At 59.6% G+C, this 24,307-nt stretch carries 19 protein-coding genes and 1 tRNA gene; 13 read left to right on the plus strand and 7 right to left on the minus strand.

Annotated features, from left to right (window positions below; genetic code table 11):
- Nucleotides 1-148: 148 nt before the first annotated feature.
- The 7 genes from htpG to AACQ95_RS06545 all read right to left on the minus strand — a co-directional run bounded on the left by htpG (nt 149) and on the right by AACQ95_RS06545 (nt 9,794).
- Complete coding sequence (gene htpG / locus AACQ95_RS06515) at nt 149-2,062, minus strand: molecular chaperone HtpG (RefSeq protein WP_098984246.1); 1,914 nt, start codon at nt 2,060-2,062, stop codon at nt 149-151.
- A gap of 241 nt (nt 2,063-2,303) precedes the next feature.
- The gene (gene recR / locus AACQ95_RS06520; RefSeq protein WP_043138375.1) at nt 2,304-2,906 is read right to left on the minus strand and encodes a recombination mediator RecR; all 603 of its coding nucleotides are present in this window, start codon (nt 2,904-2,906) and stop codon (nt 2,304-2,306) included.
- A gap of 196 nt (nt 2,907-3,102) precedes the next feature.
- Entirely contained in the window at nt 3,103-3,927 is an 825-nt protein-coding gene (gene fdhD, locus AACQ95_RS06525; RefSeq protein ID WP_241278109.1) for a formate dehydrogenase accessory sulfurtransferase FdhD, read from the minus strand.
- Between the two features lie 10 nt (nt 3,928-3,937).
- The gene (locus AACQ95_RS06530; protein ID WP_241278110.1) at nt 3,938-6,052 is read right to left on the minus strand and encodes a sigma 54-interacting transcriptional regulator; all 2,115 of its coding nucleotides are present in this window, start codon (nt 6,050-6,052) and stop codon (nt 3,938-3,940) included.
- Between the two features lie 365 nt (nt 6,053-6,417).
- A complete protein-coding gene (locus AACQ95_RS06535) occupies nt 6,418-6,816 on the minus strand; it encodes a hypothetical protein (protein WP_241278111.1) in 399 nt (132 codons plus the stop codon).
- Nucleotides 6,817-6,898: 82 nt separating this feature from the next.
- The gene (gene fdhF, locus AACQ95_RS06540; RefSeq protein ID WP_241278112.1) at nt 6,899-9,043 is read right to left on the minus strand and encodes a formate dehydrogenase subunit alpha; all 2,145 of its coding nucleotides are present in this window, start codon (nt 9,041-9,043) and stop codon (nt 6,899-6,901) included.
- Nucleotides 9,044-9,179: 136 nt separating this feature from the next.
- Complete coding sequence (locus AACQ95_RS06545; protein WP_241278113.1) at nt 9,180-9,794, minus strand: 4Fe-4S binding protein; 615 nt, start codon at nt 9,792-9,794, stop codon at nt 9,180-9,182.
- Between the two features lie 698 nt (nt 9,795-10,492).
- Here AACQ95_RS06545 and AACQ95_RS06550 point away from each other — a divergent pair.
- The 13 genes from AACQ95_RS06550 to selA all read left to right on the plus strand — a co-directional run bounded on the left by AACQ95_RS06550 (nt 10,493) and on the right by selA (nt 24,304).
- Nucleotides 10,493-11,245: a hypothetical protein gene (locus AACQ95_RS06550; RefSeq protein ID WP_241278114.1), complete on the plus strand. Its 753-nt coding sequence runs from the start codon at nt 10,493-10,495 to the stop codon at nt 11,243-11,245.
- Between the two features lie 63 nt (nt 11,246-11,308).
- Nucleotides 11,309-11,731, plus strand: a complete 423-nt coding sequence (locus tag AACQ95_RS06555) for a GNAT family N-acetyltransferase (protein ID WP_241278115.1) — start codon at nt 11,309-11,311, stop codon at nt 11,729-11,731.
- Between the two features lie 598 nt (nt 11,732-12,329).
- The gene (gene kup, locus AACQ95_RS06560) at nt 12,330-14,198 is read left to right on the plus strand and encodes a low affinity potassium transporter Kup (protein WP_098984253.1); all 1,869 of its coding nucleotides are present in this window, start codon (nt 12,330-12,332) and stop codon (nt 14,196-14,198) included.
- Nucleotides 14,199-14,669: 471 nt separating this feature from the next.
- On the plus strand, nt 14,670-15,350 hold the full coding sequence (locus tag AACQ95_RS06565; RefSeq protein WP_241278116.1) for a 4Fe-4S dicluster domain-containing protein: 681 nt from the start codon (nt 14,670-14,672) through the stop codon (nt 15,348-15,350).
- On the plus strand, nt 15,350-17,221 hold the full coding sequence (hyfB, locus tag AACQ95_RS06570) for a hydrogenase 4 subunit B (RefSeq protein ID WP_241278117.1): 1,872 nt from the start codon (nt 15,350-15,352) through the stop codon (nt 17,219-17,221). The genes AACQ95_RS06565 and hyfB overlap by 1 nt, the downstream gene beginning before the upstream one ends.
- Before the next feature lies 1 nt (nt 17,222).
- A complete protein-coding gene (locus tag AACQ95_RS06575) occupies nt 17,223-18,176 on the plus strand; it encodes a respiratory chain complex I subunit 1 family protein (RefSeq protein ID WP_098984256.1) in 954 nt (317 codons plus the stop codon).
- A gap of 79 nt (nt 18,177-18,255) precedes the next feature.
- Nucleotides 18,256-19,974 carry a hydrogenase large subunit gene (locus AACQ95_RS06580; RefSeq protein ID WP_241278118.1) on the plus strand — a complete coding sequence of 573 codons (1,719 nt, stop codon included), beginning with the start codon at nt 18,256-18,258 and terminating at the stop codon, nt 19,972-19,974.
- A gap of 9 nt (nt 19,975-19,983) precedes the next feature.
- Nucleotides 19,984-20,544 (plus strand): formate hydrogenlyase complex iron-sulfur subunit, encoded by a 561-nt coding sequence (locus AACQ95_RS06585; RefSeq protein ID WP_241278119.1) that lies wholly within the window; start codon nt 19,984-19,986, stop codon nt 20,542-20,544.
- Nucleotides 20,544-21,359, plus strand: a complete 816-nt coding sequence (locus AACQ95_RS06590; protein ID WP_241278120.1) for an NADH-quinone oxidoreductase subunit B family protein — start codon at nt 20,544-20,546, stop codon at nt 21,357-21,359. The genes AACQ95_RS06585 and AACQ95_RS06590 overlap by 1 nt, the downstream gene beginning before the upstream one ends.
- Nucleotides 21,352-21,765: a formate hydrogenlyase maturation HycH family protein gene (locus tag AACQ95_RS06595; RefSeq protein WP_241278121.1), complete on the plus strand. Its 414-nt coding sequence runs from the start codon at nt 21,352-21,354 to the stop codon at nt 21,763-21,765. Before AACQ95_RS06590 ends, AACQ95_RS06595 begins: the two co-directional genes overlap by 8 nt.
- Nucleotides 21,765-22,256, plus strand: coding sequence for a hydrogenase maturation peptidase HycI (hycI, locus tag AACQ95_RS06600; protein WP_241278122.1), 492 nt, complete (start codon nt 21,765-21,767; stop codon nt 22,254-22,256). The genes AACQ95_RS06595 and hycI overlap by 1 nt, the downstream gene beginning before the upstream one ends.
- Nucleotides 22,257-22,469: 213 nt before the next feature.
- A tRNA-Sec gene (locus tag AACQ95_RS06605) sits at nt 22,470-22,561 on the plus strand.
- Nucleotides 22,562-22,828: 267 nt separating this feature from the next.
- On the plus strand, nt 22,829-24,304 hold the full coding sequence (selA, locus tag AACQ95_RS06610) for an L-seryl-tRNA(Sec) selenium transferase (RefSeq protein ID WP_241278123.1): 1,476 nt from the start codon (nt 22,829-22,831) through the stop codon (nt 24,302-24,304).
- Nucleotides 24,305-24,307: the final 3 nt, after the last annotated feature.

Genomic DNA, 24,307 nt, shown 5'->3' on the forward strand with positions numbered 1-24,307 from the left:
CCCGCAGCGGCGAGGCGACTCAAGCCGCAACGCTACCCTGAAAAAATGAGTGAAAATGCAGCGCCCCCCAATAACGAAGAGAGGCGCTTGCCCCTTGTCGGGCAAGCGCCACATAAAAAAGGCCCACTGCATGCAGTGGGCCCAAACATCATGCCTGGAGTAACAGACGGTTGATACGGGAGACGAAGCTCGCCGGATCATTCAGCCCGCCCTGCTCTGCCAGCTGGGCCTGTTCGTGCAGCAGGGTGACCCACTCGCCGAACAGCGCCTCGTCCTGGATGGTGTCGAGCTTCTTCACCAGAGCGTGGTCGGGGTTCAGTTCCAGTATGTACTTCTGCTCAGGTACCGGCTGGCCGGCGGCGCGCATCAGCTTGATCATCTGGGTGCTCATGCCGTGGTCGTCGGTGACGATGCAGGAGGGTGAATCGGTCAGACGGTGGGTGACACGCACCTCTTTCACCGCGTCGGCCAGGCTCTGCTTGACCCGCTCCACCAGACCGGCGTTGGCTTTTTCAGCCTCTTCCTGCGCCTGCTTGGACGCTTCATCCTCCAGATCCCCCAGATCCAGCTCGCCACGGGTCACGGAGACCAGCTGCTTGCCGTCGAACTCGGTCAGGTGGCTCATCAGCCACTCGTCGACGCGCTCCCACATCAGCAGCACTTCGACGCCCTTCTTGCGGAAGATCTCGAGGTGCGGGCTGTTCTTGGCGGCGGCGAAGCTGTCAGCGGTGATGTAGTAAATCTTCTGCTGGCCTTCCTTCATGCGGCCAACGTAATCCTCGAGAGAGACGGTCTGGGCTTCGCCCTCGCCCGCCGTGCTGGCAAAGCGCAGCAGCTTGGCGATCTCTTCCCGGTTGGCGTGATCCTCGGCCGGACCCTCTTTGAGCACGTTGCCGAACTCGCTCCAGAACTTGGCGTACTTCTCGCTGTCATCCTTGGCCAGCTTGGCCAGCATGGTCAGCACCCGCTTGGAACAGGCCTTGCGCAGGGAGACGGTCACCTTGTTGTCTTGCAGAATTTCACGGCTGACGTTGAGCGGCAGATCGTTGGAATCCAGCACCCCTTTGACGAAGCGCAGGTAGGCCGGCATGAACTGCTCGGCGTCGTCCATGATGAAGACGCGCTGCACGTAGAGCTTGAGGCCGTGTTTCTGATCCCGGTTGTAGAGATCGAATGGCGCGCGGGCCGGTACGTAGAGCAGGCTGGTGTACTCCTGCGCCCCTTCCACCCGGTTGTGACCCCACAAGAGCGGATCTTCGAAATCGTGGGCGACGTGTTTGTAGAACTCCTGGTACTCCTCGTCCTTGATCTCTTTCGGATTGCGGGTCCAGAGTGCGGTGGCGCGGTTGACCTGCTCCCACTCGCCCGGGGTGCCGACGACGGTCTCGCCATCTTCTTCACGGTCCGGGGTGCCCTCTTTGAACATTTCCACCGGCACGCTGATGTGGTCGGAATACTTGGCGACCACGGCGCGCAGACGCCAGTCGTCGAGGAACTCTTCCTCTTCGGCACGCAGGTGCAGGATGACGTCGGTACCACGGCCTTCCTTGGTCACATCGGCCACGGTGAAGGAGCCTTCCCCTTCCGATTCCCACTGCACCCCTTGATCAGGCTCGGTGCCGGCGGCGCGAGAAACCACAGTCACCTTGTCGGCAACGATGAAGGCGGAGTAGAAACCCACCCCGAACTGACCGATCAGCTGGGAATCGCGGCCCTGATCACCGGACAAGTTCTTGAAGAACTCGGCGGTACCGGACTTGGCGATGGTGCCCAGATGCTCGATCACCTGATCCCGGCTCATACCTATGCCGTTATCAGAGATGGTCAGGGTCCGATTCTCTTTATCAACCACCAGGCGAACGCGCAACTGGCCGTCGTTTTCGAACAAAGAGGCATCGGAAAGCGCCTTGAAGCGCAGCTTGTCCGCCGCATCTGAGGCGTTGGAGATCAGCTCGCGCAGGAACACTTCTTTGTTGGAGTAGAGGCTGTGGGCCATCAGGCTCAGCAGTTGTTTGACTTCAGTCTGAAACCCGTGGGTTTCGGCATGAACGCTTTGGGTCATCGACACTATCCTCAGGCGATTCGGGTTGAACACATTCCTGATACAAGATGGGGCCTGGGATCCCCATTTCAAGGGGGACAAGTCTGCTGACGGTGCGAATGGCGATTTTTGCGCCAGCACTCCGCCAGGCGCCGCCCATCGCTCAAACAAAAACCCGCCGAGGCGGGTTTGGGAAACAATAAGCCTGGCGCAGGCTCAGTTCAGAGGCTGATGCGGTCTCAATTAAGGGGCTGACGCGGCCTCAATTAAGGGGCTGACGCCCCATCAAGGAGTGAGAAAGCGTGGTGCCATCCACCAGCTCCAGCTCGCCACCCACCGGCACGCCGTGGGCAATCCTGCTCACCTTGACGCCTGCGGCGCGGGCCATGTCGGCTATGTACCAAGCGGTGGCATCCCCTTCGATGGTGGGGTTGGTGGCCAGGATCAGCTCGCTGATGGATTCGGCCTTCAGGCGCCGCTCCAGGATCTCCAGCCCCAGCTCTTCCGGGCCTATGCCATCGAGGGGGGACAGGTGCCCCATCAGCACGAAGTAACGGCCGGAGAACTGGCCCGTGTGCTCGATGGCGGCCACGTCCGCCGGGCTCTCCACCACGCACAGCAGGCCGCTCTCTTCGCGCTTGGGATTGGCGCAGATCTCGCAGCGATCGTTCTCGGTGAAGGTGCGGCAATGGCTGCAGTGGCCTATCTCGGTCAGCGCCCGGTTGAGCAGCTGGGCCAGGCGCAAACCGCCGCTGCGCTCGCGCTCGAGCAGGGTGAACGCCATGCGCTGGGCCGACTTGGGACCGACCCCCGGCAGCACCTGCAGGGCCTTCATCATCTCATCCAGCAAGGGGCTGAATTTCATGGGCTAAGTATCCTTTGACGCTGTGTCGGCGGGCGGTGACCTCAGGCAACCCTTGCGGGTACGGGTTGCGCTTCGCCCGGCCGAACCTATCTTGTTGGCGCAGGACTATACCCGAGCCGCCCCCCGTCCGCCAATGGCCTTGTGCCTGCCGGCTCTATGACGTCGCCAGCCGGATGAGGCGGTGACCGCGGCCACACTACCCCAGCAGGATGCGCTGACGACCGCTGTAGATCTCGGCGCGGCCCGGGCGGCAAAACCCTACCAGGGTGAGCCCGGTCTGCTCGGCCCGCTCGACCGCGAGCTCGGTGGCGGCCGAGATGGCGAGCAGGATCTCCACACCGGCGCTGGCGCACTTTTGCACCATCTCGAAGCTGGCACGGCTGGTCACCAGGATGGCGCCGTCGCGCCGGCCGGTGCGCTGCAGGTGCCCCACCAGCTTGTCGAGCGCTATGTGACGCCCCACGTCCTCGCGAATGGCCAGGATATTGCCAGCACCATCCACATGGACGGCGGCATGGGTGGCCCCGGTGCTCTGCCCCAGCAGTTGCAGCGGGCGCAGCGCGTCCAGCACCTTGTCGATCAGGGTCACCTCGAAACGCTGGCTATCCGGCAGCCGCGGCAAAGTGCGCACCACCTGCTCCAGGCTCTCGCTGCCACAGATGCCGCACCCAGTGCGCCCCGCCAGGGTACGCCGCTTCTCTTTCAGGCGATGAACGCAGCGATTGGCCAGGGTGATATGCAGCTCAATCCCCTGGCAGCCATCAACCTGATCGATGTCGTGAATATCGTGGAGGCTGTCGATGATCCCCTCGGAGAGTGAAAAGCCGATGGCAAAGTCCTCCAGATCGGCGGCCGAACACATCATGACGCTGTGGGCGATGCCGTTGTAGACCAGCGCCACCGGAGTTTCGCAGGGCAGCTGCATGGCGCTGTCCGTGGTGACGCCGTCGCGCTGGTAATGGACCACCTCCCGGTGGGCGCTAAGCGCCAGCGGCGTATCGCTATCGAGTTCGAGCAACATCTTGGAGCCCTTAGTTGAGGGTCTGGGGGGCTTTCGCCGAGATACCGAGCCGCTTCATCTTCGACAGCAGGGTGGTGCGTTTCATGCCGAGCCGGTTGGCGGCGCCCCGCTCCCCCGCGACTATGCCGTTGCATTCACGCAAGGTGTCTATGATGGTCTGGCGTTCGTCCTCCACCCCCTCGCTCTGGCCGCTGGCGCCCTTGAACAAGGCCTGCTCGGGCTCGTCATAGACCAGGGTCTCTATCTTGTGATAGCCCTTGAGCGGCATCAGCTCATCCGGGGAGAGGTTGAGCACATGGCCCCGGGTCATCACCACGGCGCGCTCTATGATGTTTTCCAGCTCGCGGATGTTGCCGTACCAGGGGAGCGACACCAGCATCTTCATGGCATCGGCCGGGATAGAGGTGATGTTGCGCCGCATCCGCTTGGCAATCTTCTTGATGAAGAAGTTGACCAAGAGCGGTATGTCTTCGCGCCGCTCACGCAGGGGCGGCAACTCGATGGGAAAGACGTTGAGCCGGTAGTAGAGATCGCTTCTGAAGCGCTTGTTCTTGACCATGGAGAGCAGATCGCAGTTGGTGGCCGCCACCAGCCGCACGTCGATGGCGATGGGGTTGCTGTTGCCGACCCGCTCCAGCTCGTGTTCCTGCAATACCCGCAACAGCTTGGGCTGCAAGTCCAGCGGCATGTCCCCCACTTCGTCCAGAAACAATGTGCCCTTGTGGGCCCGCTCGAAGCGACCGATGCGCTGGGCCAGGGCGCCGGTGAAGGCCCCCTTCTCGTGGCCGAACAGATCGCTCTCGATGAGGCCGGTGGGTATGGCGGCGCAGTTTACCTTCACCATCTCCTGTTCGCGGCGATCGCTCAGCCGATGGATGGCCTGGGCGATCAGCTCCTTGCCGGTGCCGGTCTCCCCCAGGATCAGCACTGAGCAGTCGCTCTGGGCCACCAGCTTCACCTTCTCCAGCACGCTCTCCATGGCGGCGCTTTGATAGATGATGCTGGAGAAATCGGCGTTGGGCTCGAGCTCCGCCACCCGGATAGTCTTCTCGCGGGCCCCCGTGGTGTTGGAGATCTCCTGCTGCGCCTGCACGTTGTTCATGGCAATGGCGGTGCGGGCCGCCACCTGCTCCAGCAATGAGATATCGATGTCGGCAAAGAAGTCGGCATCCGGGTGGGAGAGGATCAAGACCCCCAGCAGATTGCCCCGATAGCGCAGCGGCAGTATGCAGGAGCTGTCTGCATCGGCCGGCAGTATCTGGGAGCTGAAGCGGCAGCTCGAATCGCAGCCGTGGCCCTGCTCCCGATAGATGAAGAAGGGCTCGCTGTGGCCGAGCGCACCCTGCAGACAGTTCTTCTCGAAGCAGGAGTGGTTGATGATGCCGGGCTGATCGCTCTGCTGCTGATTGACCAGATAGCTCTTGAAGCTGTCGGAGGTGGCGTTGTACTCCGCCAGGCAGAGGCTGCTGATGGAGAAGTGGTGCTGCAGTATGGAGAAGAGGCTCCTCGGCAACTCGGCGATGCGCACCAGTTTGATCACCGCATTGGTGACATCCACCAGGATCTTGCAGCTGTCGCGCTCCAGACGCAGGGAGTTGGCCTGCTCCAGGGTGCGCTCCTTGTCGAGCACGTTCTCGAGCGCGATGGCGACGATGGCCGCCAGCTGGGTCAGCTTGGCCAGGGTCTCCATCGGGAAGGCATTGGCCGCCGGGCTGATGAACTCCACCCCGCCCAGGTGGCTGCGGGCCGTGGTGATGGGCAGCTGGCAGTAAGAGTGCAACCCCTCATACACCCCGGCCGCCGCCAGTAACTCGCAGCGGTTGTGAAAGCGGGCCGCGGGCAGCACTATGGCCTGCTCCCTGGAGAAATGGAGATCTGCCTTGGCACAGACCAGGTGCTTGGGGCCCTTCTCCCCCATGAAGTAGAAGAGGGCCTCCTCCCCCGCCCCCAGATTGAGGATCAGGTTGACCCGGGTCACACCGGCGAAGCAGGCATCGATCCGGTTCAGCTTCTTGATGAAATCATCCAGGGTGACGGCGGAGAGCAGGTTCTTGGAGAGAGAGAGAAAGCCGTCATCCCAGATGGGTGAGATGTCGGTTAACGGAATGGCACTCACATTCAGCATTCTGGCCTCACGTTACATCTATATGGGCAAAAGATTGCGGGCACATTGCGGTCAGCAACGACGGTAAACAACAGGTCAGCCAGATCCGTCAGATGTTATAATTAATTTTTAAAAACTTAACGCTTAATTATAAAAACTAACATGCCTTGAAATAGCTTCTCACTGCCTGATGCATAATAAGGTAGCCCTACCCCCATTACAACCAGACAGGCCAGCGCCAATATCCCGCCATCACTACCAAATATGCTCACATTGGTTCACATATATATTGCAGTGCTCCGCCAACTCCTGTCGGCTCGCGTCGCCGCATGGCGTCGTTTGATGGGTTGACTGGATAGCCGCCGCTTGCCCATGGCTGCGCTCCGTCAGGAGGAGATGATCTGGTAGTTGTAGAGCTTGAGGCCACCCAGGATGAAGCCGGCCGATAGCAGCTGAAATGCAATCAATAACCCACTGATATTGTCGGCTATTTCTGCAGACACCGCCTGATGGGTGAGCAGGATCACCAGCGCCAGCAAGCCCGTCAGCAGGCCGTTGACCAGGGTGGTGGAGAGAAAGGCGATGAGCCAGGCCGCCTGCACGCTCAGCGCCGCCAGCACGGCGCCCATGGCGATGCGCGCGGCGATAAAACAGCCGAAGAAACCGAACCCCAGCAGAAATATCAACTCGTCGTGCCACCAGAAGCAGACCAGCCCCAATAACATCACCAGAAAATAAGCGGAAACATAAAAGATCCCGAATGAGAGAGTTAATTCATTTTTCATGAAGGACACCTGCCAGCTGAAAAAAGGATGAGAGGATCCGGGCCCTGTGAACAGAGCCTGGATCCACTTTATTTAACGACGATTACCCTTTGGCGGCGCTGCGCAATTTCGCCTTGAGCGCGCTGTATTCAACCTGAACGTAATTCTCCGCCTCAGGCTGATCATCGATGCGCTCTATCTTCACCGCGCAGTATTTGTACTCGGGAGTGTAGGAGACGGGGTCCACGTGCTCTATGGTGAGCTCGTTGCAGGCCCCGATCCACCACTGGTAGGTCATGTAGACCACACCAGCGTTCACCCGCTCGTTGTAGTTGGCGCGGGTGATCACCTTGCCGCGCCGCGACGAGATCCAGACCAGCGCCTGATCCTTCACGCCGAGCTTTTGCGCATCGCTCGGGTGGATCTGCACATAGCCCGGCTCATCGGCCAGGGTCTGCAGCGCAGAGCAGTTGCCTGTCATGGAGCGGCAGGAGTAGTGACCCACCTCCCGAACCGTGGAGAGCACCAGCGGGTACTCGGCACAAGGCTGCTCCAGCGGTGCCCGCCACTCGGAGGCAATCAGCTGGCCCTTGCCACTCGGGGTGGTGAACACATTGCCCTCGAACAATGTGCTGGTGCCCGGGTGATCCTCGGTCGGGCAAGGCCACTGCACGCTCTTGAGATCGGCCATCTTGTCATAGCTGACCCCGGTATAGAGCGGGCAAAGGGCGCGCATCTCGTCCCAGATCTGGTTGGTATCCCGGTACTCCATGGGATACCCCATGGCGGTGGCCATCAGCGAGAAGATGGCCCAGTCCGGCTTCACGTTGTCTGGCGGCGTCACCGCCTTGTAGAAGCGCTGGAAGCCGCGATCCGCCGAGCTGTAAACCCCCTCGTGCTCGCCCCAGCTGGTGGCGGGCAGGATCACATCCGCCATCTCGGCGGTCTGGGTCATGAAGATGTCCTGCACTATCACCAGATCCATGCCCCCCAGGGTGCGCCTGAACTGGGCCAGGTCGGCCTCGGTCTGGGCCGGATCTTCGCCAAAGATATAGAAGGCCTTGCACTTGCCCTCCTCCACCTTGTGGCTGAGCTCGGTCAGACGGTAGCCGGGCTTTTGGGAGAGGGACGGTACGCCCCACGCCTTGGCGAACTTGGCGCTGATGGCGGGATCGCTCACGGACTGATAGCCCGGGAACTGGTGCGGCAGCATCCCCATGTCACAGGTGCCCTGCACGTTGTTCTGGCCGCGCACCGGACCGCAGCCGGTGCCACGGCGACCGAAGTTGCCGGTCAGCAGCGCAATCCCGGCGAGCCCCTTGACCACGTCCACCGCCTGACCGTACTGGGTCACCCCCATGCCCCACAGGATCATGGAAGCAGGCGAGGCGGCATAGGTGCGGATGGCGGCGCGGATATCGGCGGCCTTGAGGCCGGTGATCCCCTCCACGTATTCCGGGGTGTACCTGGCTACCAGCGCCTTGTAGGTCTCAAACCCCTCGGTGTAGTTGGCGACGAACGCCTTGTCATAGAGGTTCTCGGCGATCAACACGTTGCCGAAGGCGTTGACCAGCGCCATGTTGGATCCGTTTTTGAGCGGCAGCCACTGATCGGCGATGCGGGCGGTCTCCACCATGCGGGGATCACACACAATAACCTTGGCCCCGTTCGCCTTCGCCTTGAGGATATGGCGGGCGACTATGGGGTGAGAGTCAGCAGCGTTGTAACCAAACACCAGCAGGCACTTGGTCTCTTGAATTTCGGGAATGGCGTTGCTCATGGCGCCGTTGCCTACAGTTGTCTCCAGACCGGAGACTGAGGGTGCGTGTCACACCCTCGCGCAGTGATCGACGTTGTTCGTCCCAAGCACAGCGCGGGCAAATTTCTGCATCACATAGTTGGCTTCGTTGCCAGGGCCACGGGCCGAGCCTGTGGTCATGATGGCGTCGGGGCCATATTTCGCCTTGATGGCGGACAGACGGCTGCTGGCAAAGCCGATGGCTTCGTCCCAGGAGACGGCTTCGAGCTTGCCACCGCGCTCGCGGCGGATCATAGGGCTCTTGAGACGGGGGGTCAGCAGGTTGGTGTCATTCAAGAAATCCCAACCGTAATAACCCTTGAGGCAGAGCTGCCCCTCGTTGGTCCGGCCGTGGGCGCCTTCGGCCCCCACCACCTTGTCGTTTTCAACCAGCAGGTTGATCTTGCAACCGGTGCCGCAATAGGGGCACACGGTAATGACTTTTTTCATGACTCACACTCTTGTTTGTTAACGGTAAAAGGCTGTTAACGATAAAAGGCCTTTAACGAAAATGGCTTGTCAGGGATAAAGGGCAAAGAAGCGCAAGCAGCGGCCAGCAAGGGGCTGCGCACGCCATCCTGATGCTTTACACCTGTGCAGAGACCGGCTGGCGCTGGCAGGCCGCCATCGCCTCGGCACTGGCCAGCTGCTTCTGGCGGTTCAGCTCGCCGAGCGACTCCGGGGTCACCAAGCGCAGCGCCTGGGTCGGACACACCTCGACACAGGCCGGGCCCGCCTCGCGATGACGGCAGAGATCGCACTTCAAGGCTTGCGCCTTGGTCTGCGGGCGCTTGAACAGCGCATCGGCCGCGGGGGCCACCTCTTTCACCACCACCGCCATGGCACCGTAAGGACAGGCCACCACGCAGGATTTGCAGCCGATGCAACGCGCCTGCAGCACCTTGACGCAGCCATCTTCGGTCACGATGGCATTGTTGGGGCAGGCCAGGGCGCACGGCTTGTCTTCACACTGGCGGCACAGCACGGGCGTGGTCACCTTGCTGCCGACGATCACCTTCAGGCGCGGCTGGAAATAGCTGTCCTTGGAGACCAGATGTCCATCCTCGATGGCAAGACGCAGGCCGCCCTCCCGCTCAACGGTACCCGCGCAGGACGTTGACTGGTGTGACACGGCGCAGGCCACCTCACAGGTACGACACCCAATACAAAGACTGGGATCTGCAATCACGAAGCTGTTCATAGAGAGGGATCCTAAATGTTTCGTTACTGCCGCACTGGCATCGCCCGGCGTGCCCAAGTGTCATCACCTCAGGGGGCGCGCACTCGCACACCAACGACGCAGCCGGCTCACCCACAAAGCATTTATCAGACCAAAAGCGGGAGTGAACGAAATAAAATTCGCAAGCAACTGAAAAAAAAAGGGTTAATCAGAACGGGGAAGTGAGATTTTCGGACTGGTGACGATGACGAGCGACTCGCAGAACTGTGATCGACACGACAAAAGTGACGAGCTCGACACCGGCTGACAGGCCCCTGCCCCAACGGATTATCGGGGGATCAACGGTGCCTGATCGGGTGTGCCTTACCCGCGAGTAGACCCGCGTTCGGAGGGAGAAAATCCGTGTAAACGAGCCCTGAAAGGGCCAATACAGGGCGAGAACATAGCCATACGAGGGATTCTGGGAGCGACTGTCGTTTGGTTTTACTATCGAGCATGCCCATCAGAATCAAGCAAAACCGAACAATAAAGCACCTTATATTGACCACGTTGTTGAGCCAGAGCCGGTTTTAGCCGCCTGCCCCTTCAGTTTTTTACCTGTCCGGTTACTATGTGCTACTTGGCAACCAGCTTCATTGGGGGTAGTTCTCATAGAGCTTGCTATTCGCACCGCATAGGTCAAAAGCACAAGACCTGCTCCATCAACTTTGGATTTAAATATGCATAAGTTTAATCTAATAGAAAATGCCAATGATTCATTGGAACATGCGATTAAACACATGGGGCCTATTGATCAGAATAGTGTCGGTGACTGGAAAAGAATAATCGTTGATTTTTCTCATGTCGTGGAGTTGCTATTTAAAGAAAAACTACGACAAATCCATCCTGCCTTTGTTTTTGATAACATAGATAAATACCCATCTAATGATGCGTTTACTGTAGGTGCTGAAAAGGCTTTTAAGAGACTTAAAAGTATTGGAGGTATACATTTTTCCAAGGAAGATGAGAGCGCCATCAATACAGCAAGGAATAAGCGCAATGAAATAGAGCACTATGAGTTTTCTATATCTGAAAATGAAGCTAAAGCATTAGTCGGCCAAGTATTATCTTTTATTTTTAAATTTTCTGAAGAACATCTTCTTCTTGACTGGAAAAATACCCATCTGAAAAAGAAAAGTTGGTATGTTCTATTTCAATACACTGAGTTTTATTACCAGTTATTAGAAAAAGCAAATAATAAAATTGAAACTGAAGGCCTACATTCTATCACATGTACATCTTGCCATAATGATACTTTCAGTGTTGATTACGAAAAATGTTTGGTGTGCGGTCATGAGGAAAATGTGCTTACTTGCAAGTGGTGTAAAGAGCCATATATTTTCTCTTCGTGTGAATATGGAGAGGATGCAGCACTTTGCCCAAGCTGTGAATATAAGGACGGTTATGCCAGCGCAAATTATGAAAAATATTAATATCCAACTATATATGGCCACGGCTTTTTATATATACCACTTGGATATGAAGGTTGAAAGTTTATGGTAATAGAAATTTATAACGAGTCTCAGAATGAAATATTTAATACACTTGTTGATAATCTCAGACAATTCAACTTTAAGAAGATGGGTGAGGAGCGATCTCAACCCTTAATGGTGATCATTCGTAATGATAGCGGCGAGATTGTCGGTGGCATTGCCGGACGAACCATTTATCATCAACTTTTGATCGAGGTGCTTTGGGTACACGATGATAAGAGAGGTCAGGGGTTCGGCATTCAATTGATGGAGGTCGCTGAGCGTGAAGCGAAGGCACGAGGCTGTATTGCCGCTCAAGTCGATACCCTCTCATTTCAGGCCCCCAAATTTTATGAAAAAATGGGATTTAAAATCGTCGGTAACGTGAGTGGTGTTAAAGATAGTCCTGATCGCTACTTTTTATTAAAACACTATCATGGAGAATAATCATTCTCGTAGGGTGCAATAAGCGCAGCGCATTGCACCTCTACTCTTACGTATTTCATTAGCGGTGCAATTCACTTCGTTCATTGCACCCTACGTATATATCCTCTCTCTTGCTTTGCTTGATGATGGCTGATGTTGTGGTGGCCATATCCTTTTTCCTTCCGTCCCTACCCCCAGACCAAATAAAGACTCTATCGCCACCCAACTCTGCCCTCTTTACCCACCTCTGCATCAATTTATTAGTCAGCATTTTATCGTCTATTTTTCAACCAGCCCGATTGAAAACTCTGGCCAAAATGGATACTCAGAGAAAACAAACGCTTGCACGCGTCCCGACGGGTTATTTCAATCAATGGATAATTAATAATTTCGTTCAAAAGCCCCTTTTGATTATTTATACCAGAGCATGATCCCACAGAGTGTGTGTCATCATACGCTTAACGGCAGATGAACAGACTGTGTCCCATAATGAGCCCCTTTATATCCAGTTAACTCCCTTTCCCATAGCAATTTCTTAATACTATCCCGATTGAATATCAGGGTTTTTCCTGATCGTTCGGGCCCTTGTGCTTTGGCAAACGTGTAACAAGATAACCTCATGAGCTGTGATAACAAACAAGCCCTGTCCGGCGTCACGCTGGCGGCGATTGGCGTGGTCTATGGTGATATCGGCACCAGCCCCCTCTATACCCTGCGTGAGTGCCTGTCGGGTCAATTCGGGATCGGGGCCGAACCCGCCGCCATCCTGGGATTTCTCTCCCTCATCTTCTGGCTGCTGATCCTGGTGGTCTCGGTCAAGTACCTCTCCTTCGTGATGCGGGCCGACAACGCCGGTGAAGGGGGCATTCTCACCCTGATGTCGCTGGCCACCCGCAATGCCTCTCCCCGCTGGACGCCTGTGCTGATCATCCTGGGGCTGATTGGCGGCAGCTTCTTCTATGGCGAGGTGGTGATCACCCCGGCCATGTCTGTGATGTCGGCCATCGAAGGCTTGAGCCTGATGGCCCCCTCCCTCGACCCCTATATAGTGCCGCTCTCGGTGCTGGTGCTGACCCTGCTGTTTGCCATTCAAAAACATGGCACCGCCATGGTGGGCAAGCTGTTTGCCCCCATCATGCTCACCTGGTTTCTGACCCTGGCCGTGCTGGGGCTGCGCAGCATCATCCAGAATCCCGAGGTGCTGGGGGCGCTCAACCCCATCTGGGCGCTGCGCTTCTTCGCCGAGTACCAGACCACGTCCTTCTTTGCCCTCGGCGCCGTGGTGCTGGCCATCACAGGGGTGGAGGCGCTCTACGCCGACATGGGCCACTTTGGCAAGAACCCGATCCGGCTCGCCTGGTTTGTGGTGGTGCTGCCGTCGCTTGTGCTCAACTACTTCGGCCAGGGGGCCTTGCTGCTGGGCAACCCGGCGGCCATCGCCAACCCCTTCTTCCTGCTCGCCCCCAAATGGGCGCTGCTGCCGCTGCTGGTGCTGGCGACCATGGCGACCGTGATCGCCTCCCAGGCGGTGATCTCCGGGGTCTTCTCCCTCACCCGGCAGGCGGTGCGGCTCGGTTATCTCTCACCCATCCGCATCGTCCACACCTCCGAGCAGGAGTCCGGCCAGATCTATATTCCCGTCATCAACTGGATGCTCTACATCTCAGTGGTGATCGTCATCATGAGCTTCGAGCACTCCAGCAATCTGGCGGCAGCCTACGGTATCGCCGTGACCGGCACCATGGTGCTCACCTCCATCCTCTTCTGCTCCGTGGCCAAGAACAGCTGGCGCTGGCCCACCTACCTGGTGGCTGCCCTGTTCGCCCTGCTGCTGGCCATCGACGTGCCGCTGTTTGCCGCCAACCTGGGCAAGATCTTCTCCGGTGGCTGGCTGCCACTCACCCTGGGCGCCGTCATGTTCACCCTGATGACCAGCTGGAAGAGCGAGCGCTTCCAGCTTATTCGCCGCCTGAACGAGCACGGCAATTCGCTCGAGCCCATGATAGCCTCGCTGGAAAAATCCCCGCCGACCCGGGTGGCGGGCACAGCCGTCTATATGTCGCGGGTGGTCAATGTGATCCCCCATGCGCTGCTCCACAACCTCAAGCACAACAAGGTGCTGCACGAGCGGATAATCCTGCTCACCCTGCGGGTGGAGGATGTGCCCTACGTCCACAACGTGCGCCGGGTCTGCATAGAGCAGCTCTCCCCCACCTTCTGGCGGGTGGTGGCCAGCTACGGCTGGCGCGAGACCCCCAACATGGAGGAGATCTTCCACCGCTGCAACGCGGAGGGCTTGAGCTGCCGCATGATGGAGACCTCCTTCTTTATGGCCCACGAGTCGCTGATCATGAAGGAGCGCCCCTGGTACCTCTATCTGCGCGGCAAGCTGTTTATGCTGCTGCAACGCAACGCCCTGCGCGCGCCGGATCAGTTCGAGATCCCGCCCAACCGGGTGATAGAGCTGGGCTCGCAGGTGGATATTTGATGGCATTTTTGATGGCATAAAGAACGCCAGCAAGAGAGAGGGAGGCTTTGGCCTCCCTCTCTTTTTGCCGTTAACCACGGGGGCATTTTCCCCCTCATCCCCAACCCTTCTCCCGCGAGGGGAGAAGGGAGCAAGCCACGACGACCATATGGCTGCAAACGGTGCAATTCATTTCGTTCTTTGCACCCCATTCCCTACCGCAGACGAATAACCCTTTCACCCTTCATTACGACCCCGCATTGCTCCCTGTCGGCACTGTTTTTCCGAGGTGACGAAGCCTCTCCCTCCCTTCGTCACAAGTGACGAACGTCACACTTCGACACTGTGCCGCGCCCTGGCCACGGTTCGACACAAAATTTAAAGCCATTTAAAAACAACAACTTGAAATCAATTTCACGCCAAAAGTCAATCTGGCCCGCATTTTGCCATCCTGCCCCTATTCTCTCCGTTCGCGACACGACAAGGTAGGCTATGAACCGCTTCGTTATCGCTGACCCCAAGCTGTGTATCGGCTGTGGCACCTGTATGGCGGCCTGCAGCACGGTTCACAAGGCGCAAGGTTTGCAGCAAGCCCCCCGATTAACCGTTATGCGACACGAGCAGGCGACCATGCCGGTTCAGTGCCGTCACTGTGAAGACGCCCCCTGCATCAAGGTGTGTCCGGTCGAGGCGATTGCCCAGACGGGCGATTGCGTGCAGCTCAACGAGTCGCTCTGCATCGGCTGCAACCTGTGCGCCGTGGCCTGCCCGTTCGGCGCCATCCAGAGCGGTGGCAGCCGTCCGGTGGCCATGGCCAACAGCTACGACACCTATATCCCCTGCTCCATCCGCTCCAGCAACCCCTCCACCTCCGCCGGTCTGCGTTGCTTTGGCGAGGATCTGCTGAGCTGGGAGCCCGGCGTGCGCAGCATAGCGGTCAAGTGCGACCTCTGTGAATTTCGCGCAGAAGGCCCCGCCTGCATCGAGGCCTGCCCCTCCCAATCACTGAGCATGGTCAACGACAGTGCCTGTGCCAGCGCCGCCCGCGACCGTCGCCTGCAAGCCGCCAACGCTCACCCGCAAGGTGCGCCCGCATTCTCGGCCTCTGCATGCACGGCCACTGCGACCACGCCCCCTTCACTCGACGCTTCAATCACAGAGGGAGTTCGCTGATGTTGTCCCCGCTTGTTATGGGCACGCTCGTGCTCTTTCTATTAGGCGCGGCCGCCGGTCTGTTGCTGCAAAAGCAGCCCTGGCTTGCCAACCGCCTCAATAGCGGCTTTGCCCTGCTGGGTTCGCTGGCCGGTGTGGTTGCCGCCATCAAGGCCCTGGCCCAAGGTGCCCCCATCGACGGCCAGCTCTGGCTGCTGGGTTCGGTACATCTGGACATGCTTGCCGCGCTCATGCTGCTGGTGATCACCCTGGTCGGCGTCGCCGTCTCCCTCTACTCCTTTGCCTATATCCGCGAGTACCAGGGCAAGGGGGATGTGGCCATTGGCGTGCTGATGAACCTCTTCCTGTTCGCCATGGTGGGCATGGTGCTGGCCGACAACGCGCTCGGTTTCTTGCTCTGCTACGAGCTGGTGACCCTCACTACCTACTGGCTGGTCAAGACCAACCCGGACGCCGCCAAGCAGAGCCGTCTCTATCTGGTGATGAACCATATCGGCATGGCGCTGGTGCTGATCGCCTTCTGGCTGCTTTGCCGCGAAAGCGGCTCGCTGGAGTTCGCCGCCCTGCGTGAACACCATCTGGCGGGCGGATTGGCCTCCCTGGTCTTCCTGCTCAGCTTCTGCGGCTTTGGCCTGCGCGCCGGTTTCGTGCCCCTGCACGGCTGGCTGCCAGTGGCCGAACCCGTCGCCCCTTCCCATATCTCGGCGCTGATGTCCGGCGTGATGGTGAAGCTGGGGCTATTCGGCATTTTGCGGGTCAGCATCGACTTTCTCGGCGCCAGCCAGCTCTGGTGGGGCTACATGGTGCTGATCTTCGGTGCCTGCTCGGCTGTGCTCGGGGTGCTGTTCGCACTCGCCGAACACGATCTCAAGCGGTTGCTCGCCTACCACACGGTGGAGAACATCGGCATCATATTGATGGGGATGGGGATCGGCATGATAGGCATCGCCAACCAGCAACCGGCGCTGGTGGTGCTGGGGTTGCTCGGCGCCCTCTATCACCTGCTCAACCACGCCATCTTCAAGAGCCTGCTCTTTATGGGCACAGGATCTGTGATGTTCCGCCTCCACACCCGCGACATGGACAAGATGGGTGGCCTCGCCAAGCTGATGCCCTGGACCGCGCTGGCGTTCCTCATCGGCGCCATGGCCATCTCGGCGCTGCCACCGCTCAACGGCTTTGTCAGCGAATGGTTTATCTATCAGGCCCTGCTCAGCATGACCAAGCTCGGCACCTCCATAGTCGCGCCGCTCGCGGTGGTGATGCTGGCGGTGACCGGCGCCATGGCGGTAATGTGCTTCGTCAAGGTGTACGGCATCTGCTTCTGCGGCGCCCCGCGCAGCGAAAAAGCGAGTCAGGCCCGCGAAGTACCCAATGCCATGGTGGCAGGCACCCTGCTGCTGGCCGCCGTCTGTCTGGTACTGGGTCTGGGCGCCCCCTGGATTGCCCCCCACATCGCGGGTTACGGTCAGGCCCTTGTTGCCAGCCAGATGAGCGTCGCCACCGGCGCAACCCTGCTGCCGCTGGACAGCGCTCAGGCGATCCTCTCCCCACCGGTCATTGCCATCACCCTCTTGGGGCTGTTCCTCATCCCGCTGCTGGTCGTGGCCATCTTCAAGGGGCCCAAGCTGGGTCGTCGTCACGCCGGTACGCCCTGGGCCTGTGGTTACGCCTATGAGGAGCGCATGAGCCTCACCTCCGGCGGCGTCACCCACACCTTGCGCCAGCTCTGCGCGCCGCTTTATCGCAAACAGCCGCAGCTTGATCTGGCCAGCGCCCTGCACGGGGTGAGCGATGCCCCCGGCAACACTGGCTGGATCCTCCATGGCGTTGTGCTGGCGCTCTTTATCCTGATGGCTGTAGGAGTCTGATATGCCTGTTCTTGAAATGCCGAGCTGGGGCATGGTTGCCCTCGCCCTGACCCAGGCCATCGCCATGCTGGCGCTGGCGCCGCTGGCCACAGGTTTCAACCGGGTGCTGCGGGCAAAAATGCACTCCCGTCAGGGGCCGGGCCTGCTGCAGGACTACCGGGATATCGGGAAGCTCCTGCGCCGCCAGGAGGTCACCCCTGAGCCTGCCGGCATCATCTTCAACCTGATGCCTGCGCTGCTGATCTCAGCCCTCTTGCTGGTAGCCATGGCGCTGCCGACCCTGACCCAGGAATCCCCCTTCCCCATCGCCGGGGATCTCATTACCGACATCTATCTGTTCGCCATCTTCCGCTTCTTCTTCTCCCTGGCGGGGCTGGATAGCGGCAGCATGTTTGCAGGGATTGGTGCCCGCCGCGAGCTGACGCTGGGCATTCTGGTGGAGCCCATTCTGGTGCTCGCCTGCTTCATCATGGCGATGATGGTGGGCAGCTCGGATCTGGGCAACATCAGCAGCTATGTGGCCAACCAGCCGCTGGCCGCGCCCATCGCCACGCTGCTGGCCGGCGCCGCCTGCGCCTTCGCGGTGTTTGTGGAGATGGGCAAGCTGCCCTTTGACTGCGCCGAGGCAGAACAGGAGTTGCAGGAGGGGCCGCTCACCGAGTACTCGGGCGCGGGGCTCGCCCTGCTCAAGCTCAGCATGGGCCTCAAGCAACTGGTGGTGGTGCAGCTCTTTCTGGTTATTTTCCTGCCCTTCGGCAAGGCGGCGAACTGGAGCCTGCCCGCGCTGGCGGTGGCGGCCCTGATCCTGCTGTGCAAGCTGCTGGTGGCCTTTCTTCTTGCGGGCATCATCGAAAACGCCATGGCCCGCACCCAGTTCGTGCGCACCCACAAGCTCACCCGCTATGGCCTAGGGCTGGCCCTGCTGGCGCTGCTCGCCTATCTGGTCGGGGTCTAAGCCATGCCCGCCATCACAGCTGCTTTTTTCGATTTCACCTTTTCCGATTGCTCATTCCCGAACATAAAGTGAGAACTGCATGACCATCGCCATTTCGGATCGCATCGGCTGCGACTATATCCAGCAACTGCGACAGCAACTGCCCCACGCCATCATCGACGAGCAGTGGCAGACCGCCGATCAGGCCACCCTGACCGTCAAGCCCACCAGCCTGGTGGCCCTCACCAGCCTGATCTTCCACAAGCAGGGCGGCTGGCTCTCGGTTTCGTTTGCCAATGACGAGCGCAGCCTCAACGGCCACTTCGCCGTCTACCACGTCTTCTCCATGGAGGGCGACACCAAGAGCTGGATCACGGTCAAGGTGCTGGTCAACGCCATCGAGCAGGAGTACCCCTCCATCACCCCGACCATACCAGCGGCTGTATGGGGCGAGCGGGAGATCCGCGACATGTATGGCCTGCGCGCGGTCGGCCTGCCGGACGAACGCCGGCTGGTGCTGCCGGATGACTGGCCGGAAGATATCCACCCGCTGCGCAAGGACGCCATGGATTATCGCCAGCGCCCCATGCCCACCACGGACACAGAGACCTACCCCTTCGTCAACGAGCTCGGCAATGAGGCCAACCGCATAGTGCCGGTCGGCCCGCTGCACATCACCTCGGACGAGCCGGGGCACTTTCGCCTGTTCGTCGACGGGGAAGACATCATAGATGCCGACTACCGCCTCTTTTATGTCCATCGCGGCATGGAAAAACTGGCGGAAACCCGCATGGGCTACAACGAGGTGGCGTTTCTGACCGACCGGGTCTGCGGCATCTGCGGCTTCACCCACAGCGTCGCCTACACCACCTCGGTGGAGAACGCCATGGGCATTAAGGTGCCCGAGCGGGCCAAGATGATCCGCGCCGTGCTGCTGGAGGTGGAGCGCCTGCACAGCCATATCCTCAACATAGGCCTGTCGAGCCACTTCACCGGTTTCGACACCGGCTTCATGCAGTTCTTCCGGGTGCGGGAGAAATCCATGACCCTGGCCGAGCTGCTCACCGGCGCCCGCAAGACCTACGGCCTCAACCTGATTGGCGGGGTGCGACGGGACATCTTCAAGGAAGATCGCATCAAGGGTGCCCAGCTGGTACGGGAACTGCGTGACGAGCTCAAACCCCTGGTGGCCATGCTGCTCGACACCGCCAACATCTCCTCCCGTCTGGTGGGGATAGGCCGTCTCGATCCGCAAATCGCCCGGGATTTCAGCTGCGTCGGCCCCATGGTGCGGGCCAGCGGCTTCAAGCGCGACGTGCGCCGGGTTCACGACTTTGCCGCCTATCGCGAACTGCCGATGGAGATCCAGACCCTGGCGGGTTGCGATGTGCAATCCCGGGTACTGGTACGCATCCACGAGCTCTACGACTCCCTCGACATGATCGAGTTCGGCCTTGAGCACCTGCCGGAGGGGCCGCTGCTCACCGAAGGCTTCACCTATCAGCCGGGCAAGTTTGCGCTGGGCTTTACCGAAGCGCCCCGTGGCGAGAACGTCCACTGGAGCATGACGGGCGACAACCAGAAGCTGTTCCGCTGGCGCTGCCGCGCCGCCACCTACGCCAACTGGCCTGCCCTGCGCTACATGCTGCGTGGCAATACCGTCGCCGATGCGCCGCTGATCATCGGCAGTCTGGATCCCTGCTACTCCTGTACCGACCGGGTCACCCTGGTCGACCCCAGGAAGGGCAAGTCCACCGTGGTCTCCTACAAGGAGATCGAGCGTTACGGCATCGACCGTAAAAACTCTCCGCTCAAGTAAGGGGTCATCATGATCAAGCTGTTCAAGACCATACTCCAGGCGGGCACGCCGACCGCCAAGTACCCCTTCGCCCCCTATGAGGTGAACCGGGATTTTCGCGGCAAACCCAAATATCAGGCCGATCAGTGCATCGCCTGCGCCGCCTGCACCAAGGCCTGCCCGGCCAATGCGCTGGTGATGGAAGTCGACATGGAGACCGGCGAACGGCGCTGGGAGATCTCCATGGCCCGCTGCATCTTCTGCGGCCGCTGCGAAGAGGTCTGCCCGACCCATGCCATCGCCCTCTCCCCCGAGTTCGAGCTGGCGGTGACCAACAAGGCGGATCTCTATGAGGAGGCCCGCTTCGCGCTGGCCCCCTGCACCCTGTGCGGCACCTACTTTGCCCCGAGCAAGCTGGTGGCACTGGTGGAGGACACCCTGGTACAAGCAGCCACCCCGCTGGCGCATCCCGAGCGCCTGCACCACTGCCCCGACTGCAAACGAAAACAGAGCATGCTGAGCCAGCCTGACTCGGCCATAACCACAACACCGATTGCCACACCGATCGCCACACAACAGGAGTGGATGTGATGAGCAAGATCAAAGGCATAGAACCGGTTGTCGGCCATGCCCATACCCGCGCCGTGCCGCTGGCACAGGATCCCGAGATCACCAAACTCAAGAAGACACTGCTGAAAGACATTCGCCGCTCGGCCTATGTCTATCGGGTCGATTGCGGCGGCTGCAACGCCTGCGAAATCGAGATCTTCGCCACCATCACACCGCTGTTCGATGCCGAGCGCTTCGGCATCAAGGTGGTCGCCTCTCCCCGCCACGCCGATATCCTGCTCTTTACCGGCGCCGTGACCAGGGCGATGCGAGTGCCCGCCCTGCGCGCCTATGAAGCGGCTCCCGATCCCAAGATCTGCATCGCCTACGGCGCCTGCGGCTGTGACGGCGGCATCTTCCACGATCTGTACTGCGTCTGGGGTGGCACCGACAAGATAGTGCCGGTGGATGTTTATATTCCGGGCTGCCCGCCCACGCCGGCCGCCACCATCTATGGCTTTGCGGTGGCGCTCGGTCTGCTTGAGCAGAAACTCAAAGCCACCAGCCACCAGGTGCAACCGGGGGAGCGGGTCGAGCTGCGCCACACCGGCATCCCCAATGAAATCCGGGTGATGATAGAGCGCGAAGCGCGCCGCATGGCCGGTTACCGGCAGGGGCGCATCATAGCCGACGAGTTCATGGCCCTGCTCGAAGGGGCGACCCAGCAGGATGTGGATCTGCGCATCAAGAGCTACCTCGATCAGCACGATGATCCGCGCCTGTCGGAGATCGTCAACAACCTGGCCAACGCCTGCCTCAACCGGACTGTTGGCAAGGGAGAGGCGGTGCATGGCTGATCAGGTTTTCTTCTACCGCCTCTCGCGCAAGTTCGTGGACGAGCAGTTCGACGTGCCCGAGGAGGCCAAAGAGGTGATGTACTACAGCCTCGCCATCGGCCACCACCTCGGCATCGTCGACTGTCTGAGCGCCGATCTGGTCTGCCCGCTGACGGGCTATCGCGACTGGGTGGCCAAACTGCCCGCCGGCAGCGAGGCACGCCGCAAGATGGAGGGGTTTCTCACCTTTGGCGAGATCACCGTCTATCGGGAGCACTGCCACATGCTGGCCTGTGCCTTCGACCGGCTGCGCAAGGCCGAAGGCGTGCTCGATGAGCAGCAGCTGGGCTGGACCGACACCTTTATGGATCAGCTCACCGCCCTCTATAACGACCCCCATATGTACCTGATGGTAAGGAGCCGCTGATGGGCTGCAATCTCGTGTTGACCGTGGGCAATGCCATGATGGGGGACGACGGTGCCGGCCCCTATCTGGCGGACAAGCTGCAAGCCGCCCCCCTGCCCGGCTGGCTCCATATCGACGGCGGCATAGCGCCGGAAAATGTGGTCCACAAGGTGCGGGAGCTGCAACCGGCGCGGGTGGTGCTGGTGGATGCCGCCGAGATCGGCGAGAAGGCGGGCACCCTGCAGGTGATCCCCCCCGAGACCATAGCCGAGATGTTTATCTTCTCGACCCACAATATGCCGCTCAATTTCCTGATCGACGAACTCAAGACCTTTGTCCCCGAGGTAATCTTTGTCGGGGTGCAACCGGCCATCGTGGCGTTCTCCTTCCCGATGACAGAGATGGCGAGCGAGGCGATGGATTATCTTTATCAGCACCTTGATGCCGCCAAGGATACCAGCTTGTTAATAGAACGACTGGACCAGTGGAATATCGCCAACGCCGATCGATAACTATTTACCGAGTTGTTAACGAGCGTTATTGACTGACGCTTTTGGCAATGTGATCGAGGCCCGATGTTAAATTAAAAACATCGGGCTAATCGTGCTGAATTTGATATAAAACAAGGTTCTTTTGATTTTTCAAAAAACCGCTAACCCCCGCTTTTTCATGACAAAAAAAGCGTTGCCAGTCACAGAAATTTGCCACAAAATGGCGGCCATTACGGAAGTTGATGGGGTCTGGTGGCCTCCTCGGTCTTCAAAACCGATGTGAGCCGAGAAGGCTTTGGCAGGTTCGATTCCTGCCTCTTCCGCCAATTACATATATTGGAAAAATTGAATCAACCACATTTCAAAGCCGGTTGATGCTTGTTTAAAAACGGTGCTTGCCGCTTGCCAATATAATCCGATCACAGGTTATCGTTCTGGCCAACAATTAATTTATCAGCATCAATTCATCATTAATTTATGCGCGATATTTGCAAGAATCAGTAACCAGCCAGCACTGAAATAACCCGTCAACTCGGCCTCTCTATCGGCAAAGCTGTGTGCATGTCAAACCCACGCACTGCCCTGGTAATCCCATGCCGAACCCGTCTCACGCGCCAGCCATAGCCCACTCCCACAGCCAGCCCGAGCCAGGGTCGACTGCCAACGATTCACTGCCAGATTCACGGTCACAGTCCAGCCAGCAACAAGCGCGCCGTTTGCCACAAGTGGAACAGCTGCTGCAGCAACCTTTTCTCGCCACTTACATCGATGAACTGAGCCGCCCGCTGGTGACCCAGGCAGTGCGCGAGACCCTGAGTGAACTGCGCCAGAGCGAGGCGTTTCGCCAGCACGGGGTCGCCCCCGAGCATCTTGAAGCGCTGGTTGCCAGCCGCTGCCAGCAGCAGCTGCGCCAGCGTCAGACCCGGGTCATCAACGCCACCGGCACCCTGGTGCACACCAATCTGGGGCGCTCGCCGCTAAGCAGTGAGCTGTGGGACGAGGTGCGTGACCTCAACACCGGCTACAACAATCTGGAGCTGGATCTCGCCACCGGCAAGCGCGGCGGGCGCAAGGGGCTGATCGCTCCCCTGCTCCGTTGCCTCACCCAGGCCGAGGATTCGCTGGTGGTCAACAACAACGCCGCCTCCCTCTTCCTGCTGCTGCAAGAGATAGCCAAGGGGCGCGAGGTGATCGTCTCGCGGGGCGAGCAGATCCAGATTGGCGGCGGCTTTCGCATTCCCGACATTCTGGCCCTCTCCGGCGCCAAACTGGTGGAGGTGGGCACCACCAATATCACTACCGCCAAAGATTACCTGGATGCCATCACGGATCAGACCGCGCTGGTGCTGATGGTGCACAGATCCAATTTCGCCATTCGCGGCTTTACCGAATCCCCCGACATCGGCGAGCTGGCCCGCGCCCTGCCAGAGCACGTGGTGCTGGCGGTGGATCAGGGTTCGGGATTGACCACAGAAGAGTTTGCGCCGGACGAAACCTCGGTGCGCCAGTACATCAAGGCGGGGGCGGATCTGGTCTGCTATTCAGGCGACAAGCTGCTGGGGGGCCCGCAATCGGGCATCATCAGCGGCCGCAGCGATCTCATCAAGCGGCTGGAAAAACACCCCATGATGCGCACCTTCCGCCCGAGCCGCATCGTCTACTCCCTGCTGGAACGCCTGCTCATCCACAAGCTCAACAAGTCCCCCATCGGCGAAGGGATTGCCCAGCGCACCCTGAGCAACCCCGCCGCCATGCAGGCCAGAGCCGATCAGCTGATGGCCGCCCTGCCCGGCTGCTTTGCCGAGGTGCCCGCCCAGCTGGTGGTGGGCGGCGGCACCCTACCGGACGAATTCTACCCGGCGCTGGCGCTCGAATGCACAGATCCGCGCCCGGCCCAGCAACTGCTCGACGCCCTGCGGGAATTACCGGTGCCTGTCATTGCCACGGTGCGCCAGCAGAAGGCGCTGCTCAATATGGCCACCCTGCTGCCGGCTGAGATGGCGCTGTTGATAGCCCAACTCAAGGAATTGCTGTTGCCCGCCCAGATCAATGCGACAGAGGAGCCCTGATCC

Origin of the sequence: Aeromonas sp. MR19, assembly GCF_963899305.1 — a bacterium.
GTDB lineage: Bacteria > Pseudomonadota > Gammaproteobacteria > Enterobacterales > Aeromonadaceae > Aeromonas > Aeromonas bestiarum.